Source organism: Arthrobacter sp. 10N44_2, assembly GCF_056394385.1.
This window is the reverse complement of sequence record NZ_JBFTHT010000004.1, coordinates 38440-56409: the sequence shown is the minus strand read 5'-3', so window position 1 is coordinate 56409 and position 17970 is coordinate 38440. Positions and strand designations below refer to the sequence as shown.

General features: G+C 67.1%; 16 protein-coding genes and 1 tRNA gene. 7 read left to right on the top strand and 10 right to left on the bottom strand.

Annotated elements, in window-relative coordinates; translation table 11 throughout:
- The first annotated feature begins 323 nt into the window (after positions 1-323).
- The 4 genes from AC1DBX_RS06275 (at position 324) to AC1DBX_RS06260 (ending at position 3102) form a co-directional block, all read left to right on the top strand.
- Entirely contained in the window at positions 324-1187 is an 864-nt protein-coding gene (locus AC1DBX_RS06275) for a winged helix-turn-helix domain-containing protein (RefSeq protein WP_018774264.1), read from the top strand.
- Between the two features lie 388 nt (positions 1188-1575).
- A complete protein-coding gene (locus AC1DBX_RS06270; RefSeq protein ID WP_230012628.1) occupies positions 1576-1779 on the top strand; it encodes a dodecin family protein in 204 nt (67 codons plus the stop codon).
- 55 nt (positions 1780-1834) lie between these two features.
- Positions 1835-2362 carry a SixA phosphatase family protein gene (locus AC1DBX_RS06265; protein ID WP_018774262.1) on the top strand — a complete coding sequence of 176 codons (528 nt, stop codon included), beginning with the start codon at positions 1835-1837 and terminating at the stop codon, positions 2360-2362.
- 137 nt (positions 2363-2499) lie between these two features.
- Positions 2500-3102 carry a hypothetical protein gene (locus AC1DBX_RS06260; RefSeq protein ID WP_476860424.1) on the top strand — a complete coding sequence of 201 codons (603 nt, stop codon included), beginning with the start codon at positions 2500-2502 and terminating at the stop codon, positions 3100-3102.
- A 73-nt stretch (positions 3103-3175) separates the two neighbouring features.
- Here the strand turns inward: AC1DBX_RS06260 and AC1DBX_RS06255 are convergent, their stop codons facing one another.
- The 5 genes from AC1DBX_RS06255 to AC1DBX_RS06235 all read right to left on the bottom strand — a co-directional run bounded on the left by AC1DBX_RS06255 (position 3176) and on the right by AC1DBX_RS06235 (position 8896).
- Positions 3176-3832 (bottom strand): hypothetical protein, encoded by a 657-nt coding sequence (locus tag AC1DBX_RS06255; protein ID WP_476931306.1) that lies wholly within the window; start codon positions 3830-3832, stop codon positions 3176-3178.
- 17 nt (positions 3833-3849) lie between these two features.
- Positions 3850-4485, bottom strand: a complete 636-nt coding sequence (locus AC1DBX_RS06250; RefSeq protein WP_230008014.1) for a TetR/AcrR family transcriptional regulator — start codon at positions 4483-4485, stop codon at positions 3850-3852.
- Positions 4482-6518: a YhgE/Pip family protein gene (locus AC1DBX_RS06245; protein ID WP_476931305.1), complete on the bottom strand. Its 2037-nt coding sequence runs from the start codon at positions 6516-6518 to the stop codon at positions 4482-4484. Before AC1DBX_RS06245 ends, AC1DBX_RS06250 begins: the two co-directional genes overlap by 4 nt.
- A complete protein-coding gene (locus tag AC1DBX_RS06240; RefSeq protein ID WP_230008012.1) occupies positions 6515-7273 on the bottom strand; it encodes an ABC transporter ATP-binding protein in 759 nt (252 codons plus the stop codon). Before AC1DBX_RS06240 ends, AC1DBX_RS06245 begins: the two co-directional genes overlap by 4 nt.
- A gap of 87 nt (positions 7274-7360) precedes the next feature.
- The gene (locus AC1DBX_RS06235; RefSeq protein WP_476860421.1) at positions 7361-8896 is read right to left on the bottom strand and encodes a dihydrolipoyl dehydrogenase family protein; all 1536 of its coding nucleotides are present in this window, start codon (positions 8894-8896) and stop codon (positions 7361-7363) included.
- A 165-nt stretch (positions 8897-9061) separates the two neighbouring features.
- Here AC1DBX_RS06235 and AC1DBX_RS06230 point away from each other — a divergent pair, with 165 nt between their 5' ends.
- Positions 9062-9790 (top strand): FadR/GntR family transcriptional regulator, encoded by a 729-nt coding sequence (locus tag AC1DBX_RS06230; RefSeq protein ID WP_476850662.1) that lies wholly within the window; start codon positions 9062-9064, stop codon positions 9788-9790.
- A gap of 169 nt (positions 9791-9959) precedes the next feature.
- Here the strand turns inward: AC1DBX_RS06230 and AC1DBX_RS06225 are convergent.
- Positions 9960-10033 (bottom strand) — tRNA-Arg (locus AC1DBX_RS06225).
- 277 nt (positions 10034-10310) lie between these two features.
- Between AC1DBX_RS06225 and AC1DBX_RS06220 the strand changes: the two genes are divergently transcribed.
- Together AC1DBX_RS06220 and AC1DBX_RS06215 are read left to right on the top strand one after the other, a co-directional pair.
- Positions 10311-12146: a phosphoenolpyruvate carboxykinase (GTP) gene (locus AC1DBX_RS06220; RefSeq protein WP_223914403.1), complete on the top strand. Its 1836-nt coding sequence runs from the start codon at positions 10311-10313 to the stop codon at positions 12144-12146.
- Positions 12147-12465: 319 nt separating this feature from the next.
- On the top strand, positions 12466-13878 hold the full coding sequence (locus AC1DBX_RS06215; RefSeq protein WP_476931304.1) for an FAD-binding oxidoreductase: 1413 nt from the start codon (positions 12466-12468) through the stop codon (positions 13876-13878).
- A gap of 87 nt (positions 13879-13965) precedes the next feature.
- Here AC1DBX_RS06215 and AC1DBX_RS06210 read toward each other — a convergent pair whose 3' ends face one another.
- The 4 genes from AC1DBX_RS06210 to AC1DBX_RS06195 form a co-directional block, all read right to left on the bottom strand.
- Positions 13966-15126 carry a globin domain-containing protein gene (locus AC1DBX_RS06210; protein ID WP_476931303.1) on the bottom strand — a complete coding sequence of 387 codons (1161 nt, stop codon included), beginning with the start codon at positions 15124-15126 and terminating at the stop codon, positions 13966-13968.
- Between the two features lie 366 nt (positions 15127-15492).
- Positions 15493-15942, bottom strand: coding sequence for an RrF2 family transcriptional regulator (locus tag AC1DBX_RS06205; protein WP_230009078.1), 450 nt, complete (start codon positions 15940-15942; stop codon positions 15493-15495).
- 20 nt (positions 15943-15962) lie between these two features.
- Positions 15963-16448, bottom strand: coding sequence for a hypothetical protein (locus AC1DBX_RS06200; RefSeq protein ID WP_028278122.1), 486 nt, complete (start codon positions 16446-16448; stop codon positions 15963-15965).
- 2 nt (positions 16449-16450) lie between these two features.
- Positions 16451-17869 carry a phosphomannomutase/phosphoglucomutase gene (locus AC1DBX_RS06195; protein ID WP_223914399.1) on the bottom strand — a complete coding sequence of 473 codons (1419 nt, stop codon included), beginning with the start codon at positions 17867-17869 and terminating at the stop codon, positions 16451-16453.
- Positions 17870-17970: the final 101 nt, after the last annotated feature.

Genomic DNA, 17970 nt, shown 5'->3' with positions numbered 1-17970 from the left:
ATTGTGACTTGCGCTACAAATCCTCGATCTGTCTCACTATGTGGAACCTGGGGTCCATTGTTACTTGCACGTTTACATTGTTACGTTGCACACTTCAATTGTGAACAAGAACTCAACAGCACCTGCAGCCGCAGCTTCCTGGATCAGCACACCCGCTGGTACCGAGATGCGCTGTTGTCGAATGCACGCCTAACTTTTACACCCCTAAAGGTTTCCAGGTATTCGCCCCCCAGCCCAGAGTCGGGCGCCCCTCCCCAATTTCATTGCGGGGAAAGAAGCATTCGAGCCGCGATGACGGCCATTCACATTGAGGTAAGCATTCCATGTCAGTTGCATCCGGATACGTCCACATCTCCGTCCGTAACGCCAGCAAGGCCGGCCAGGCCTCAGGGATCCGCCAGGGCTTTGGCGGGCGCTCCGCGTTCGCCCCCGCCGGATCCACGGGCAGCTTCCCCGCCCCCGGATATGCAGCGCAGGGCTACAACCCTGACTCCTACGGCCAGCTCCGTGCCGTCCCTCCCGCCCCCGCCACGGCGCCCACCCCGGTGATCGCCCCGGGTGCCGGCAGCCCGGTCCGTCCGGCCCCCAGCGACAACGTCGCCCGTGGTTTCGTGCTGTACATGGGCATCGACGAGGAAACCGCGGCTGCAGCCGGCACATCCATCGCCAAGCTTGCCCAGGAAATCCGGGCCTACGCACAGTCGCTCGTGGCCGGCGCCGAAAGCTATGCCGCCGTCGCCGTCGCGCCGGCCAGTGCCCCGGGTTCCGCCCTCGACGTCGTCCGCTCGACCTTCGGTGACCCCACTGCGGGGGCCCGCCAGCGCACCGAGACCGCCCGCCTGCAGCAGCCGCAGGATCCGCGGCCGTCCGGGGTGCTGATCGACCTCGCCCGCCGTGAGGTGCACCTCGACGGCGAATCCCTGAACCTCACGTTCAAGGAATTCGAGCTCCTGAACTACCTCGTAGAGAACGGCACCCGCACCGTGGGCCGCGACGAGCTCCTCGAAGGCCTGTGGCGGAACGCCGAAGAGGTCCCGAATGAGCGGACCATCGACGTCCACATCCGCCGCCTGCGTTCCAAGCTGGGCCGCCTCGCCAACACCGTGCGCACCGTGCGCGGCCAGGGTTACCGGTTCTACGAGCACCCCGAAGTGGTTGTCTGGGCCGCTCCGGAATACTCGATCTAGCTTCTAGCCCACGCAAAGCGTCCGTTCCCTGCCCAGGGAGCGGGCGCTTTCGCTTTCGCGGCACGATCCCTCGGCGCCTGCGCTCGCCCCTTCCCGCCGTCCCCCTAACCTCGCACGTCCCCACCGGCTCCCAGCCTTCGCAAGCTCAGGCCGGGTCCCCCGCCGGCGTGGGCCCACGGTCAGGGAACCCCGACGGCGGAGCTCACGCGACAACGGCGCTTTCGGGACGTGCCGCTGCGCTACAGCGCCCTCACTACCCGGAACGTGGCTTTGCGCGGTCTGGCTGACGGGCCTTTGCCGCCGCTGCTGGTGGTTTTGGTTGGACTCTGTTGCCTTTCGGGGGTCCGGCGTAGTCTCGGACCGTTGAGCCGACTATTGGGAGGAAGACATGTCTGTTGCACGGATTACTACCCTGAGCGCGAACTCCAAGACCTCGTTTGATGCCGCCATCAAGGAGGGCGTCGACCGGGCCAATAAGACCCTTCGCAATGTCACGGGGGCATGGGTGAAGGAACAAAAGGTCGAAATCAGCGACGGCGCCGTCGTTGCCTGGCACGTCGTGCTGGAAGTGACCTTTGTCCTTGAAGACTGAACGGACGCTGGTGGGATGCGCGCCCGTGGGCCAGCCGCCGCACTAGGATTGGGGCATGAGCGCGCATCACATCAAACGGCTGGTGATCATGCGGCACGCCAAGTCCGATTGGCCCGGCGGGGTTGCCGACCACGAAAGGCCGCTCGAAGAACGCGGCCACAAGGACGCCCCAGTCGCCGGAAAGTGGCTGCTCAAGCACGGCGTGGTTCCTGATTTCATCCTCTGCTCCAGCGCTTTGCGGACCCGCCAGACCTGCACGTGGGTGTGCCACGCCCTCGGAGACAAGGCGCCGACGCCCAAGCTCGAGGATGGGCTGTACGCCGCCTCCGCCTTGCGCATGCTGGCCGTCATCAACCACGTCCCTGACACCGTCACCACCCTCATGGTGATTTCCCACATGCCCGGGGTGCAGGACCTTGCGATGCATCTGGCGTCGCGCGACTCCGACCACGATGCCTACATGGACGCCGCCACGCGCTATCCGACCAGCGGGCTGACCATCCTGGAAACGGAAAAGTCCTGGGCCGAACTGGACGGGCAGGACGCCAAGCTGACCCACTTCAAGGTCCCCCGCGCCAAATAGCCGCAGGTCCGCCCGGTGAGGGCTGCGGAATCCATAGCAACCTGCGCCGATCTGCGGTTTACTGATGCTGTTTAGTCATGTGGTTTTTTCCAGTGGTTTTGGGGCATCTGTTGCAACCCGGAGAAAAGGTGATCAACGTGGATTCAGGGCAGCTCATAGGAATTATTGTCGGCATCGTCGTGGTGCTCGCGATCGTAGCGGTGGCGGTCATGGTCAGCCGCAAACGCAAGGTGGCCGCAGACCGGAACCGTGCGGCCGAGATGCGTGAACAGGCCAAGGCCGACGAATTCGCTGCGCGGGAACGCGACGCCAAGGCGGCCCGTGCCGAGGCCGACGCGCAGGAGGCCGACCTCGAGGCCGAGCGGCTGCGGCAGGAAGCCCGCAAGCGCCAGGAAGAAGCCGAAAGCGTCCGCTCCGGCGCGCAGGAGCAACTGCGCAAAGCCGACGAAGTGGACCCGGACGTAGTCACATCTGAACGCGGCGGCGAAAGCGGGCAGATGCCGACCCGCGGGGATTTGCGCGCCGAGAGGGCCGCCGCCGAAACCACAACGGGCAGCCACGTCCCCGGCCAGCAAACGTCCGGCCAGCAAGCGTCTTCCGGCGAGCCAGCGTCTTCCGGCGAGCAAGCGTCCGGCGAGCCAGTGTCAGCCGACCAGCGCAGCCGCGAGGACGTAACCCGGACCGACACGGCCCCGGGTCCGGATGCCACCCCACGGGAAGACAGGCCTCGAAACCTCTGAGCTGAACTCCTGGGCTGCCTTCCGGCGGAAACTCCTGTGCTGAACCTCTCCGCCGGGTGGTGATGCGCGGGACTCAGCGGCGGGCCGAGGCCCGGGCTGGTGATTTCGGGGCAGGCGACTTGGCCGGTGCCTTCATTGCCGGCTTGACCGGTGTCTTCGCCGGTGACTTGGCCGCGGGCCGGGCAGTGGCCCGCGGAGCAGCCGCCCGCGGAGCCGCCGGGCGCGCGGCGGTTCCTCTCGACGTCGGCCGCGGTGCGGAGAGCCGCGGATTCGCAGACCTGGCCCCCGCTCCCCGCGCGCCGGACGCCGGGCGGCGTCGCGGAGCACGGCCCGGGGAACGCCGGCCGCGGCTCCTGCCAGGCAGTACAGTGCCGGCGAACAGCAACAGTAAGGTGACGGCTCCGGCGGCCGCGGCCAGATAGAAGTACAAATCCGGATGCTCGGAATCGACGCGCGTGGACAGGGCGTCGGGATCGGGGTTGAAGGCCAGCCCCCACTGACGCAGGAAAGCGACCCCGAACGCGATGAAGAGGATGCTGCCTACCCCGCTCGCGGCCAAAGTCTTGTGCCGGCGCCGGACCACCACCTCCGCCACGCAGGCCACATAGGCCGTCGCGGCCGCCCCGACGAACCACACCAGCACCCACTCTTGCAGGGTGATTCCGGTCAGGACCAGAAGTGCCAGGGCAGTGAGAAACGCTCCGATGGCGACTTTCCCGTTGGTACCCATGTGACGCATGTGAATAATCATGCCTGAGCAGGCGGCTGCTTCACGACGTAGCCGCGCATGGAGGCCATGATTGCGGCCACACTCTGCTCCCTGGTCCGCTCCGGGTTGTACGTCTGGCGGTCCAGTCCCACCACGAAGCAGGCCCCGAAGATTGCCGTTTCCAGGCTGCCCCGGGAAACGGCGGAATCCACGGGATAGACGGCGGCGACCCCGTCGATGGCAGAGCCGATCACCGCGAGCAGGCGCCCGCGGAGCTCGGCGAAGGTGTCCTGCCATTCGCTCGGGGTCCGCCAGCTTTCGCTGACCCAAAGCCGGGCGAAGGAGGGGTACTCGGCCATGAAGTCCATGGCCTGGCCGATCATTTCCTCCATGGCGGCGAGGGGGTCGGCGGAGCCGTCGCGGACACTCAGCAGCCGCGCCAGGAGGATGTCCACGCCGTGGCGCAGCAGCTGGGCGATCAGGTCCGACTTGCTGCCAAAGTTGTAATACACCGTGCCCTTGGACACCCCGGCTGCCGTGGCGATCTCGTCCACCGTCACGCCCGCCGCGCCGCGCTCCCCGATCAGATCCATGGACGCCTCGAACAGTTTCTGCTTCGTGGCGTTCGTGCGGGCGGGACGGAGTTTCTTCTCCCCGGCCCCCACTGTGCTCATACGGCGATCTCCGGTTTTAGGGACTTCAGGGTCCAGAACTTGTGCTTGTGAACGGCCAGTGTGGAAAGCGCCGCCCCGAGCACAGTGTACCCAAGGAGGCCAACCACCGTGGGCACGATCAAGGAAAGGTCCGCGCCGTAGATCAGGTGCCGCATGCCGGCCACCACATAACCCATAGGCAGCGCCTCGTGGACAAAGTGCAGCGGCTGCGGGGTGGTTTGCCACGGGAAGGTTCCGCCGGAGGAAACCAGCTGCAGGACCAGCAGGATAAGCACCACGAATTTTCCGGGAGTTCCCAGCAGGGCCACGACGCCCTGGATGATGGCACTGAAGGCCATAGCGGCCGCCAACATGAACAACCACATCAGCACCGGGTGGGCGGGCTTGAGGCCCAGGCCCAGGTCCACCACGAGGGTGAGCAGCGTGGCCTGGATGACTGAAACGGCAAAGAATGGCAGCCAGCCGCCGACGGCGATCTTCCATGACGGGGCGTTGGACGCCAGTGCGCGTTGCGTGATGGGCCGCATGGCCTGGACCAGCATGAATACGCCGATCCACAGGGCCAGGGTCAGGAAGAATGGCGCCAGGCCGGCACCGTACGACGCAGCCTTGGCCTGGGATACGTCGCTGACGGCAACAGGGTCCGCGATCACCTTTGACAGGCTGTTCTTCTGGGCATCATCGGGATTGGGGATCTTCCCGGCACCCTTGTCCAGCTCTGAGGCCAGGGTGGCGGCGCCATCCGAGGCCGTGCGGGCGCCGTCCTCCAGCTGGCCCGCCCCGTCGTCGAGCTGCCGGGCGCCATCTGCGAGCCTGGCAGTGCCGTCGACAGCGCTCTGCTCGCCCGCGGCCAGCGCGGCCGAGCCGGCTGAGAGCTGGTTGGCGCCGTCTGAAGCCTTTGAGATGGCATCAGTCAGGGCCGGCGTCGCTCCCGCAAGTTTGGCCGCCCCGGAACTTACGGCGGCGGATCCGTCGGCAAGCTGCTGGATCTGGGCTGCATCTGTTTGGATTCTGGACTTCGCATCGGCCACCGGGCTTGAGGCTGCGGCGGTATCGAAATCGGCCAGGATTTTGCCGGCCTGGTCGGGGGTGATGATCCCGGCGGCAACCAGACGGCTGTTGGATTGCACCACACGGTCCCGGAGGCCCTTGTCGGCAGCGCTGAGTTGCCCGACGACGTCCTGGACTTTCGTGTTCAATGCCGCGTTTCCTGCCGCGACTTGCGCGGCGCCGTCCGCGAGTTTCTGTGAGTCGGCAGGGAGCGTGGCCGTCCTGTCCTTCAGCTGCGTCAGGCCGGCGCTGAGCTGGCCGGCGCCTGAATTGAGCTGGTTGGCGCCATCGCGCAGCTTCATTTGGCCGGCGGCGAGTTCTGCGACTCCGCCGTTCAGCTGGCTCGTTCCGGAATGCAAACTGGCTGCCCCGTCCCGGAGTCTGGCAACGCCGTCGGAGAGTTTTCCGGCCCCGTCGGCGGCCTGGACTATTTGAGTATGGATTGTGCCGAAGCCCGTCAGGAGCTGGTTCGCAGTCTCCTCGCCCACTTCCTTGGCAACCGTCGAATGCACGGCAGTGGTCAGCTTGTCCACGATGTTGCTGAGGACGTAGTTGTTGGCATCGTTGGTGGTGACATTCAGCATGGCTTGGTTCGCGGCGTCAAAGCTGCCCGGGGAAACCAGGTTGGCCGAGAAGTCCTTGGGAATCTTGAGCGCGAACGCATACTTGCCGCTGCTCACGCCCTGGTCCGCTTCCGCGGCGGTGGTGACTTTCTGCCAGTTGAAGACGTGGCCGTCCACGAGGCTGTCGGCGACCTTTTTCCCCGCCTCGAGCCGGGTCCCGTTGCTGGCGGACGCGCCGGTGTCCTCGACTACCAAGGCGGCGTCGATCTGGTCCAGGTTCCCGTACGGATCCCAGTTGGCGTAGAGATACACCGCGCCGTACAACAAAGGCACCATGGTCAGCGCCAGGATGGTCAGTTTGGGCAGGAGCCCGCCAGTCATGCGCTTGAGCTCGGAGCGGGCCAGCCGCAGAACAGTCACTTTAGGGCCTCGGTTTCGAACGGGATGTGTTCAGGGTTCCGGTGTTTCGCGGGATGGCCTTCTGTCTTCTGCGCATCAGGCTGGGAGGGGTCCGCGGATGCGTCAACGATGGAAACCGTTGCGGCGGCAGCCTCAACGGCGTTCCCGATTGCGGCGGAGGGCCCGGTCCAGCCGTCCGGCAGTGCCGCGACGGTGACGACGACGGCGAGCGGCCGGCCGCCGTCGTGCGCCAGATCTTCCAGCCTGGGAAGCCAGTCCGCGGGATCTGCGCTGTGCCTGTCCGGAGAATCGACCACCAGCAGATCTGTTCCGGGGTTGGCCAGGGCAAGGGCGGTGAGCAGTTCGACGCGTCGCCGGGCCGGAATCTGTTCGGTCCAGAGGCCGGCAATGTCCTCGAAGCGGTTGACCTTGAGCCAGGGTTTGCTCAGCAGAGCACCACGATAGCGCCGGGGGATGAGCGCGAGGTCCTCGGTGACGAGGTCGCCCACGCTGAGATGCTGTTCGGGCTCGTTGACACCGGGGGAGTCCACGAGTGCACTGGCCAACCGGAGGCGCTTAATCTTGGAATTTCCGTCCCAGCTGAGCACTCCCCCGGAGGGCTTCATCCGGCCGCTGAGTGTGAGGGCGAGGGCTGTTCGCTGGTCCTGGCCGTCGCCTTCAACCAAGAGCAGCTCCCCGGCACGTACCTCAAGGGACGTGGGTGGGAGCAGGTCATTCCGGCGCCCGTTCACACGGAGCTGTTGCACGGAGAGCATGTAAGCCTTTCGCAGGGTCTGGTCTGCTTCAAGGCTAACCGAACTGACTGGTCAGTTCAAATAGAACAGCCGCTTGTGATCAACGGATCAGAGGCCGTACTCCTCCAGCAGGCGGAGCCAAACTTCGCTGATGGTCGGATAGGAGGGCACGGCGTGCCACAGCCGGTCCAGCGGGACTTCCCCCACCACCGCAATGGTGGCTGCGTGCAGGAGTTCAGCGACATCCGGGCCGGCGAACGTGGCGCCCAGCAGCACCTTGCGGTCCTCGTCGATGACCAGCTGCGCCCACCCTTCATAGTGTTCGGCGTGCAGCGAAGAGCCGGCCACCTGGATGGGGAGTTCCACGGCGGAGGCCCGGAAGCCGTCCTTCTCCGCCTGCGCCATGGTCCGGCCGACGTTCGCCAGTTCCGGATCGGTAAACACCACGTTCGGCACCGCGTGCTCGGAGGCCGTCTGGGCAAAGCGGCTCCACGGTGCCGGCTCGCCGCGGAGTTCGCCCTTGGCCCGGGCGGCAATGGCGTCTCCGGTGGCCCGCGCACCGTACTTGCCCTGGTGCGTCAGCATGGCCCGTCCGGCGGCGTCGCCGGCAGCGTAGAGCCACGGGTTGCCGGACACATCGTTCTCGGTGGCGTGGTGGACTAGTCCGGTGGAATCGGTGGTGAGCCGCAGGGTCCCGCCCTCGGGTGCCGGGAGGCCGACGCTGTCCAGGCCGAGTCCCTCTAGGGCGGGGTGCCGGCCGGTGGAGACGAGCAGCTTGTCCGCCGTGATCGTGGCGCCATGGGCCGTGCCGTCAGCGGTCCCGGCGCCCGGGCCGTCCTTGGGGCCGCCCGTGGGACCGCCCTTGGGGCCGCCGTCGAGCACGACCGTAAGGGAGCCGTCCTCGTTCTCATGCACGCTCCGCGTGCCAGTGTGCAGGCGGAGATCGACGCCATCGGCGCGCAGGCCGGCAGCGACCAGATCCGCGGCCTGCTCCGGGAAAACACCCAGGAGCCCGCCGCGGGCCACGAGCGTCACGGACGAACCAAGCCGGGCATAGGCCTGGGCGAGTTCGACGCCGGCAACGCCGCCGCCGAGGACCGCAAGCCGCGGGGGAACCGCGCGGGCTGAGGTTGCCTCCCGGGTGGTCCAGTACTCGACGTCGTGAAGCCCCTCGACCGGCGGCTGGTTCGGGGCGGAGCCCGTGGCGACCACCACGGCGTGCCGGGCCGTGAGTGCGTAGCCGTTGCCGTCCAGCCCGGCCACCTCGACGTGCCGCGGGGCGGTGATCCAGCCGTGGCCGCGGATCAGTTCGATGCCTGTGTCCTCCACCCACTTGACCTGGCTGTCGTCCTGCCAGTTCGAGGTGAAGTAATCCCGGCGCTTCAGCACGGCTGCCGGATCCAGGGTGCGGGTGACCGCTTCCCGGGCGCCGGGGACCGTCTGCGCGCCATGCAGCGCAGTGCCCGGCCGCAGGAGGGCCTTCGAAGGCATGCAGGCCCAGTACGAGCACTCGCCGCCGACCAGCTCCGCCTCGATGAGCACTGCTGTCAGGCCGCCGCGGACCACGCGGTCCGCCACATTCTCGCCCACGGCCCCGGCGCCGATCACAATGACATCGAATTCCCGCTCAATCTGTGCCGTCATGGCACCAGCCTACGCCGGGGCCACGGCCGGATCCGGGGGAGCTCCGGGCTCCGGAGATGCGGGCTTCCGGCGTAATGTGCCGGGCCGAACCCTTTGCAGGACGGGGGACGGTCGATACTGTTGGGACCATACTTGGGGGAGGAGGCGGCCATGGCCGCACGCAACATGACAACAGGCCCGGCCATACCGCTGGCAAGGTTCAGCGCCCAGGCCCGGCTCCGGGCGCTCCAGTCGGACATCCTGGAGCTGATCCTGGAACGCGACCTGGTTCCCGGCGACCCGCTGCCGACCGAAAACGAGCTGACGGCGGCACTCGGCGTCGGCCGCAACACCCTGCGGGAGTCCTTGAAGGCGCTCCAGGCGCTGGGTGTCATTGAGATCCGCCACGGATTCGGCATGTTCGTGGCGCCGAGCAATTTCGAGGCCCTGACCGACGGGCTCACCTTCCGCGCCCGGCTGTCGCTGCGCCACCAGGGCGAGGAAGCCCTGCAGCTCGTGGAGGTCCGGCAGGCACTCGAATCCGGCCTGGTCGGCGCCGCCATGGACCGGATCAGCGCCGAACAGCTGGCCGCCGTGGAGGAGTCCGTGAACCGCATGGAAGCGCTGGCCGACGCGGGGGAGCCGTTCATCGAGGCCGACGCGGAGTTCCACCGCAGGCTTTTCGAGCCGCTGAACAACGACCTGCTGATCAGCCTGATGGACGTCTTCTGGAAGGTCTACCGCCGTATCCACCTCGAACTCGGCGGGCCGTACGCCGTCGACTTGCAGGCAACGGCCGCAGTGCACCGGGGGATCTATGAGGCTGTCGCAACGGCGGACAAGGCACTCGCCTCCGAGCGGCTCAGCACGCATTTCGACGACATCCGCAACATCATCGTCCGGTCCACGGCCTGAGACCTGCTGCCGGGCCGCTCCGGCCCAACAGCTGCCGCCGGCGCCTAAGGCGGCCGCGCCGGCGCCCAGCCTGGCGCCTAAAGCAGCCGGGCCGGCGCCCTGGCGCCTAGGGCATCCGGCGGTTAAAGCAAAAGATCCGCCCCGGTGAACCGGGGCGGATCTTCATCTGTGCGCCCAAAGGGATTCGAACCCCTGACCTTCTGTTCCGTAGACAGACGCTCTATCCAGCTGAGCTATGGGCGCATTCTCGGCTCTTGGAGAACTTCTCTCTCCCCGAACCTCGAATTACTTTACGCGAGCCCGGGCCCAGTTACAAATCGAAGCGGGTGTAATCTAGCTGACTAGACCGGTCTACGTGACCTTAGTCACAAAAAGGAGGGATGATGGCCGGCCAGTTCCTTGAATTTCCGCGGTTTTTGATTTGCTCGGCCCCGGTCATCCCACGTCCGGGCCCGAAATGGGCCCCCTGCCGAGCCCTAGCATTTAGGACACACCACTGAACCCGAGGAAGGGAACCGTAATGGGAGATCTGGCGCGACTGCCGTTGCTTGAAAAAGCACCCACCACACATGCCGGTCTACTGGCATGGGTAGAAGAGGTAGCTCAACTGACCCAGCCGGACCGGATCTACTGGGTTGACGGGTCCGAAGCGGAAAACACCCGGCTGACGGACGAGCTCGTTGCCGCCGGCACCCTGACCCGCCTCAACGAGGACCTCTTCCCCAAGTCGTTCGCGGCCTTCTCCGACCCCGCCGACGTGGCCCGCGTCGAAGAGCAGACCTTCATCTGCTCCGAGAACGAGCACGACGCAGGCTTCACCAATAACTGGATGGCCCCGGCGCAGATGAAGGAAAAGCTGCACGGCCTGTTCGCCGGCTCCATGCGCGGCCGCACCATGTACGTGATCCCCTTCGTGATGGGCCACCTCGACGCCGAGGACCCCAAGTTCGGCGTCGAGATCACCGACAGCGCCTACGTTGTCGCCTCCATGCGGATCATGGCCACCATCGGCACCGAGGTCCTGGACAAGATCACCGCGACCAACGCGTTCTTTGTCCCCGCCCTGCACTCCCTGGGCGCCCCGCTGGCCCCCGGCCAGGCCGATGTCCCGTGGCCCTGCAACCCGGACAAGTGGATTGTCCACTTCCCGGAGGAGCGCTCCATCTGGTCCTTCGGCTCCGGCTACGGCGGCAACGCCCTGCTCGGCAAGAAGTGCTACGCCCTGCGCATCGCCTCGGTGATGGCACGCGACGAAGGCTGGCTGGCCGAGCACATGCTCATCCTCAAGCTGACCTCGCCGGAGCAGAAGAACTACTACATCTCCGCCGCTTTCCCGTCGGCCTGCGGCAAGACCAACCTCGCGCTGCTGGATCCGACCATCGAGGGCTGGAAAGTCGAAACCCTCGGTGACGACATCACCTGGATGCGGTTCGGCAAGGAAGGCGAGCTCCGCGCCGTCAACCCCGAGGCCGGCCTGTTCGGCGTGGCTCCGGGCACCGGCTGGGGCACCAACCCCAACGCGATGCGCGCCATCGCCAAGGGCCACAGCATCTTCACCAACGTCGCCCTGACGGACGACGGCGGTGTGTGGTGGGAGGGCATGACCGACGAGGTGCCCGCGCACCTGACCGACTGGCAGGGCAACTCCTGGACCCCGGATTCGGACAAGCCCGCCGCCCACCCGAACTCCCGCTTCTGCACGCCGATCGACCAGATCGACATGCTGGCCGAGGAGTACTACAACCCGGACGGCGTGGAGCTTTCCGCGATCCTGTTCGGCGGCCGCCGCAAGACCACCATCCCGCTGGTCACCGAGGCGCGCAGCTGGTCCAACGGCATCTTCATGGGCTCAACCCTGTCCTCGGAGACCACCGCCGCGGCAGCCGGTGCCGTCGGCGTTGTCCGCCGGGATCCGATGGCCATGCTGCCCTTCATCGGCTACGACGCAGGCGATTACCTGAACCACTGGGTCAACCTCTCCGCGAAGGCCAACCCGGAGCGGCTGCCCAAGATCTTCCTGGTCAACTGGTTCCGCCGCAATTCCGAGGGCGGATTCGCCTGGCCCGGATTCGGTGACAACGCCCGGGTCCTGAAATGGGCCATCGAACGCCTCGAGGGCAAGGCCGACGCCGTGGAGACCCCCATCGGGTTCGTCCCCACCGCTGACGCGATCGACCTCAAGGGCCTGGACATGACCCCGGCCCAGGTTGAAGAGGCCGTCCGTGTCGACCCCGCAGAGTGGACCACCGAGCTGGCCTCGATCGAGGAGTGGTTCGCCAACTTCGGCAGCTCGCTGCCCGAGGCGCTGCGCGCCGAACTCGCAGGACTGAAGGAGCGCATGGCTGCCGAGCAGTAGCAGCCGGCAGAACACAAAGCAACGCGGGGTCACTTACGGCCCATCCCACCACCGTGGATGGACCGTAAGTGACCCCGCGTTGCGGTTTAACCAGCGACCGTTAGAACCCAGGACCTCTCGGAAGATGCGGGGCCGCCGTTTTCGTTGGGTGCGTGACGCCGGGACTTAGGTCCCTAGGCCGCGTCCGGCCGGATCCCTAGGCTTGTCCGCATTCCATCAGCCGGGCCGGCCGACGAGTGGAGCGTGCGCTGGGGGCATCCCGGGCGGGTGCGGCCGCGCCCCCGACCTGCTCGCGGTAAGCGAGACTCAGGAGTTCCTCATGCTTGTCAACGACGACATCGATGCTTTGTCCAGCGCTGTCAGCGGCCCGGTCGCGTTGCCGGACAGCCCCGAATTCGCGGCGGAGACGTTCGCCTTCAACGTCGCAACAGTGCACCGGCCCGAGGTCGTTCTGGGGGCCGCAGATGCCCGGGACGTCGTGGCCGCGGTTAAGTGGGCGGCCGAGCGCAGGCTTCCCGTGTCCGTCCAGTCCACTGGGCACGGCGCCGAATCTGCGATCGATGGCGGCCTGCTCATTAACACGCGCCGGCTGCAGGACGTGCAGATCGATCCGGAGGAACGCACCGCGCGCGTCGGCGCCGGGGTGAAGTGGCGCACCCTCCTGGAGGCCAGCGTGCCGCACGGGCTCCTCGGATTGCACGGCTCCAGCACCGACGTCGGAGTCGTCGGCTACACGCTCGGCGGCGGGCTGCCCGTGCTCGGCCGCGCGCACGGCTTCGCGGCGGACCATGTCCGCAGCATGGAGGTTGTCACGGCCGACGGCGAATTGCGGCGGATCGACGCCGACGCCGAGGCCGAGCTGTTTGCACTGATGCGCGGCGGCAAGGGCAACCTCGGGATCGTGACCGCCCTCGAGTTCAGTCTCTTTCCGTTCAGTGATTTCTACGGCGGCGGCATCATCTATCCCGGGGCGGATGCGGCCACCGTCCTGGCTGCCTTCCGTCACTGGCTGCCCACGCTGCCCGAAGATGCCTCACCCTCGATCTCGCTGCTGCGGCTTCCGGACATGGACTTCGTTCCTGAGCCGCTGCGGAACCAGTTCGTCGTGCACCTGCGCTTTGCCTTCCTGGGCAAGCGCGAGGCCGGCGACGCGCTGCTTGCCCCGATGCGGGCGGTCTCGACCCCCTTGATGGACACGGCCGGGCCCATGAGTTACCTCGACGTTGACCAGATCCACATGGACCCGGCGGACCCGCTGCCCTTCATGGACGGCGGCGCGCTCCTGAAGGATTTCGGCGAAGAGGCGGTGGCTGACCTGCTCGAGCTCACCGGGGACGGTTCGGACTGCCCGCTGCTGCTGGTGGAGGTCCGGCCGCTCGGCGGCGCGCTGGCCCGGACTGCACTGTCCCGGCCGGGGGCTATGCCGGATGCGGTGCCGGACGCCGTGTCGGGGCGGGACGCGGCCTTCCTGCTGTTCCTCGTCGGGTTCAAGATACCGCCCCTTGCCGAGGCCGTATCGGCCTCCATCAGCGGGATCCTGGCCGCGATGGCTCCCCACTCCACCGGGTACACGCTGGTCAATTTCCATGGCGCGCCGGGCGACGAGGAGGACCGGGCCCGGGCCTGGACGCCCGCGGTCTATGAGCGGATGCGGTCCGCGAAGTCCACGTACGATCCCGGTAACCTCCTGCGCTTCGGTCACGCGATCACCGGGGTGCCGTCGGCGGGCTGACGCGCTCTGCGCGGACTCCGGGGCACCGCTTCACGACGGCGGCCCCCACCTTCACGAAGAGGTGCGGGGCCGCCGTCGATGAGTGTTTTAGCTGGCGAGCCAGATATCCGGGCCGAAGACCTCGTAGTGGATCTTCGTGGCCGGGATGCCGGCGTTGATGGCCTCGTTGCGGATGTTCTTCATGAACGGCAGCGGGCCACACAGGTAGAGCGAGGCGTTGGCCGGGAGGTCCACCTCGCGCAGGGACATGAAGCCCGCGTTGGAACCGGCTTCGGGCTGCTCGAGCCAGAGCTGCAGGTCGGCGCCGTCCAGACGTTCGACGTCGTCCGTCATCTGGGAGCGCAGCGCCCAGCTGTCCAGGTTGCTTTCGGCGTGCAGGACCAGGACCTGGCGGTCCGAGCCGGACTCGGCCAGGGATCGCAGGATGGACGCCGTGGGCGTGCAGCCGATGCCGGCCGAGGCCAGGACCACGGGGCCGTCGCCTTCCTTGAGCGTGATTTCGCCGTAGGGGTTCGAGATTTCGATGACGTCGCCCACGGCCACGTCATTGTGCAGCACGGGGGAGACCTCGCCGCCGTCGTCGAGCTTGGTGGTGAAGCTGCGGCTGGTGCCGGCGTCGCCGGAGAGGGAGTACTGGCGGACCTGGCGGAGCCCGTCCGGAAGCGTGACCTTGACGCTGACGTACTGGCCCGGCAGCGCCGCGGTGATGGGGGTGTCGTCTGCCGGTTCCAGCGTGAAGGTCATGGAGCCGGTGCCGGCCGGAGTCTTGGCGGCAACCTTCCAGGGGGTCCACATCTTGGCGTTGGCCTGTGCGGCATAGAGGCCCTTCTCGAGCTTGATGAGGGCGTCCGCCATGAGCCAGTAGACCTCGGTCCAGGCTTCGGCGATTTCCGGGGTGATGACCTCGGCCAGGTCCTCGGCGATGGCGGCGAAGAGGTGCTCGTAGACCACCTGGTACTGCGGTTCGGTGATGCCGAGGGAAGCGTGGCGGTGCGCGATCCGGGACAGCACGGTCTCCGGCAGGGTGTCCGGGTTGTTCACCAGGTGGCTGGCGAAGGCGGCGATGCTTCCGGCCAGGGCCTGCTGCTGATTGCCCGAGCGCTGGTTGGAGCGGCTGAACAGGCCGTCCAGCAGTTCGGGGTGGGCGGCGAAGAGGCGGGCGTAGAACTTGGGGGTGATGTCCCCGATCCGGGAACCGACCAGCGGCAGGGTGGCCTCGATGACGGGGAAGGACTTGTCCGAGAGCATGCTGACTCCTGAGATAGTGGCCCGGCGTCTTCAGCCGGGTCCGCGGCGATACTTGCATTTCAAATACAAATATCTATGCCTCATTTCTACACCGCGTAGAAATCTATTCCAAATCGACCGGATTCCGGGCGTGGCGGCGGCGGGAGAAGGCGGGTGTCAGTGACAAGTGTCGCTGCCGGAGAAGGAACCGGATCCCGGTGGGGCAGAGCGCCGGTACCGTGCCTGAGCCTGGCATGCCGGTCATCCCGTGCCTGCCTGAAGTCAATGGCCAGGCCCGCCAGGAAGGGCGTTTGGACGCCAAACCAAAGGTTTTCCCCAGATTGGGCCGGAATCCCGCCGGACAGCGGCCCGAACCTGCCGGGCCGCTCAAAGCCCCGGGCGCAGCCCGATCGCGGCAAAGACGGGCGCCATCTGCCGGGAGGTCGGCAGCGACGCGATCACGATCCCGTCGAGTTCGCCATAGAAGGCTTCGCGGGCCCGGGCCAGCGCGGCCCGGAGCCGGCATTCGGTGATGAGCGGGCACGTCCCGCCCGTGGCAATGCAGTCGGCCGGGTCCATGCGGGTGTCGAGTTGCCGCAGCAGCTGGCCGACCGTTGCGGTCCGGCCGGCGCTGCTCAGCCGGGATCCGCCGTTGCGGCCGCGTTCGACGTCGATCAGGCCCAGTGCGCGCAGCTTCGCCATCGCCTTGCTGACGTGGTTGTACGGCGTGCCGACAGCGTCGGCGATGCTCTGGGTGGTCAGGAGCCCGCCGTCCGGAGCGGCCGCGAGCACCAGCAAAGCGCGAAGGCTCACATCGGCGAACGCATTGATCTTCATATCCCCAGCCTAAGGGCGGTCTAGTCCACCCAGACGGCGGGCTCGTTGGTATCGGCGGCCAGCTGGCCGAACTCGAGTTCGTGCGTCCCGGCGTTCGCTGCGTAGGGCAGCACGGCGGCGAACAGGGAGCCGTCCTGGTGCTCTGCCGCGACGTGGATGGCGTCCGAGTCTTCCTCGAGCAGCGTGATGTCGCAGACGACGGCGGCGGCCCGGAACTCCTCCCGGTGCTGCCGGAGCAACTCGTGGAGGTCCCGGATCATGGCGTCCGCGTCGAAGTCGGCGTCCGATCCGTCGCTCGCGTCCGCGGGTGTCACGGCCACCAGCCGGACTTCGCCGTCGTTCTGCACCACCAGGGCGAAGGGCAGAAAGCCGCCGTTGCGTTCCAGCTGCTCCTGCGCGGCACCGACGCCGGTGCCGAGAAGGTTCTCCAGGTCCGTGGCGCTGGCGTCCGGCACGGACTCGCGCCAGGATCCGGTGTTGGCGGATTCTTCCGGGTGTACTGCCACCGCTAGCCCCGGACCAGCGCCAGGACGCGGTCGCGGACGCGTTCCATGGTGGCGGCGTCCGTGGCTTCAACGTTGAGGCGCAGGAACGGTTCGGTGTTGGACGGGCGCAGGTTGAACCAGTAGCTGCCGTCGGTGGCAATGAAGGTGCTGCCGTCGAGGTAGTCGACCTCGACGTCCTCGTCGTGGAAGTCCTCGCGGACCCGCTCGACCGCGGCGGCCTTGTCCTCGATTTCCGAGTTGATCTCGCCGGATGACCGGTACGGCTCGTATTCGCGGCCGAGTTCGGAGAGCGGGCCCTCCTGTTCGCCCAGGGCGGCGAGGACGTGCATGGCGGCCAGCATGCCGGTGTCCGCATTCCAGAAGTCGCGGAAGTAGAAGTGGGCCGAGTGTTCCCCGCCGAAGATGGCCCCTTCCGCGGCCATGACGGCCTTGATGAAGGAGTGCCCCACGCGGGTGCGGACGGGCCGGCCGCCGTGGCGTTCGACGAGTTCGGGCACCGCGCGGGAGGTCAGCAGGTTGTGGATGACGGTGGGCGTGTCTTCACCGAGGCCCTGGGCACGGGCGATTTCGCGGCGGGCCACCATGCCGGTGATGGCCGACGGCGAGACAGGCTCGCCCTTCTCGTCGATCACGAAGCAGCGGTCGGCGTCGCCGTCGAAGGCCAGGCCGATGTCCGCGCCGTGTTCGACGACGGCGGCCTGCAGGTCGCGCAGGTTTTCCGGTTCCAGCGGGTTGGCCGGGTGGTTCGGGAAGGATCCGTCGAGCTCGAAGTACAGCGGCACGATCTCCAGCGGAAGCTTGGGCAGCAGGGCATCGCCAAGCACGGCCGGGGTGGTGAGGCCGGCCATGCCGTTGCCGGCATCGACCACAACCTTCAGCGGCCGGGAACCGCGCAGGTCCACCAGGGAGCGCAGGTACTCCGCGTAGCCCTTGAGGACGTCCTGCACGCCAATCAGGCCAGTGCTGCCGGCCGCGGGGATGGCGCCGGCGTTGAGGTATTCCTCGGCGCGGGCCTGGATTTCCATGAGCCCGGTTTCGGAGGAGATCGGCACGGCACCGGCCTTGGCCATCTTGATGCCGTTGTATTCGGCCGGGTTGTGGCTCGCGGTGAACGTGGCGCCGGCGGCGTTGAGGGCCCCGCACGCGTAGTAGAGCTCGTCGGTGGAGATCAGGTCCAGCAGCTGGACGTTGGCGCCGCGGGTGGCTGCGCCGTTCGCGAAGGCTTTGGCGAACTCGGGGGAGGAGGGGCGCATGTCCCCGCCCACCAGCACGGTCTGCCCTGTGAGTTCCAGGACGTCGACGAAGGCGGCACCGACGGCTTCGACGATCTCCGCGGTGATGGATTGCCCCACGATTCCGCGCACGTCGTAGGCCTTGAACGAGGTCGAGAGGTCAAAAGTCTTTGTCTTGTCCGTAGTCACGCGTCTTATCTTACGTTGCGGCCCTGACGCGCCGGCCTGTCCCCGCCCTTGTCTACACGCCGGATTGTGCACATAGCGGGTACCGGCTTCGTGGCTGTCGG

Bases quoted from the DNA above. Each gene is read 5' to 3' on its own strand.
- AC1DBX_RS06265 (WP_018774262.1), top strand. From the start codon at position 1,835: ATGAGCGCGCATCACATCAAACGGCTGGTGATCATGCGGCACGCCAAG.
- AC1DBX_RS06275 (WP_018774264.1), top strand. From the start codon at position 324: ATGTCAGTTGCATCCGGATACGTCCACATCTCCGTCCGTAACGCCAGC.
- AC1DBX_RS06210 (WP_476931303.1), bottom strand. From the start codon at position 15,126: ATGCTCTCGGACAAGTCCTTCCCCGTCATCGAGGCCACCCTGCCGCTG.
- AC1DBX_RS06230 (WP_476850662.1), top strand. From the start codon at position 9,062: ATGACAACAGGCCCGGCCATACCGCTGGCAAGGTTCAGCGCCCAGGCC.
- AC1DBX_RS06215 (WP_476931304.1), top strand. From the start codon at position 12,466: ATGCTTGTCAACGACGACATCGATGCTTTGTCCAGCGCTGTCAGCGGC.
- AC1DBX_RS06250 (WP_230008014.1), bottom strand. From the start codon at position 4,485: ATGAGCACAGTGGGGGCCGGGGAGAAGAAACTCCGTCCCGCCCGCACG.
- AC1DBX_RS06240 (WP_230008012.1), bottom strand. From the start codon at position 7,273: ATGCTCTCCGTGCAACAGCTCCGTGTGAACGGGCGCCGGAATGACCTG.
- AC1DBX_RS06205 (WP_230009078.1), bottom strand. From the start codon at position 15,942: ATGAAGATCAATGCGTTCGCCGATGTGAGCCTTCGCGCTTTGCTGGTG.
- AC1DBX_RS06235 (WP_476860421.1), bottom strand. From the start codon at position 8,896: ATGACGGCACAGATTGAGCGGGAATTCGATGTCATTGTGATCGGCGCC.
- AC1DBX_RS06255 (WP_476931306.1), bottom strand. From the start codon at position 3,832: ATGGGTACCAACGGGAAAGTCGCCATCGGAGCGTTTCTCACTGCCCTG.
- AC1DBX_RS06270 (WP_230012628.1), top strand. From the start codon at position 1,576: ATGTCTGTTGCACGGATTACTACCCTGAGCGCGAACTCCAAGACCTCG.
- AC1DBX_RS06220 (WP_223914403.1), top strand. From the start codon at position 10,311: ATGGGAGATCTGGCGCGACTGCCGTTGCTTGAAAAAGCACCCACCACA.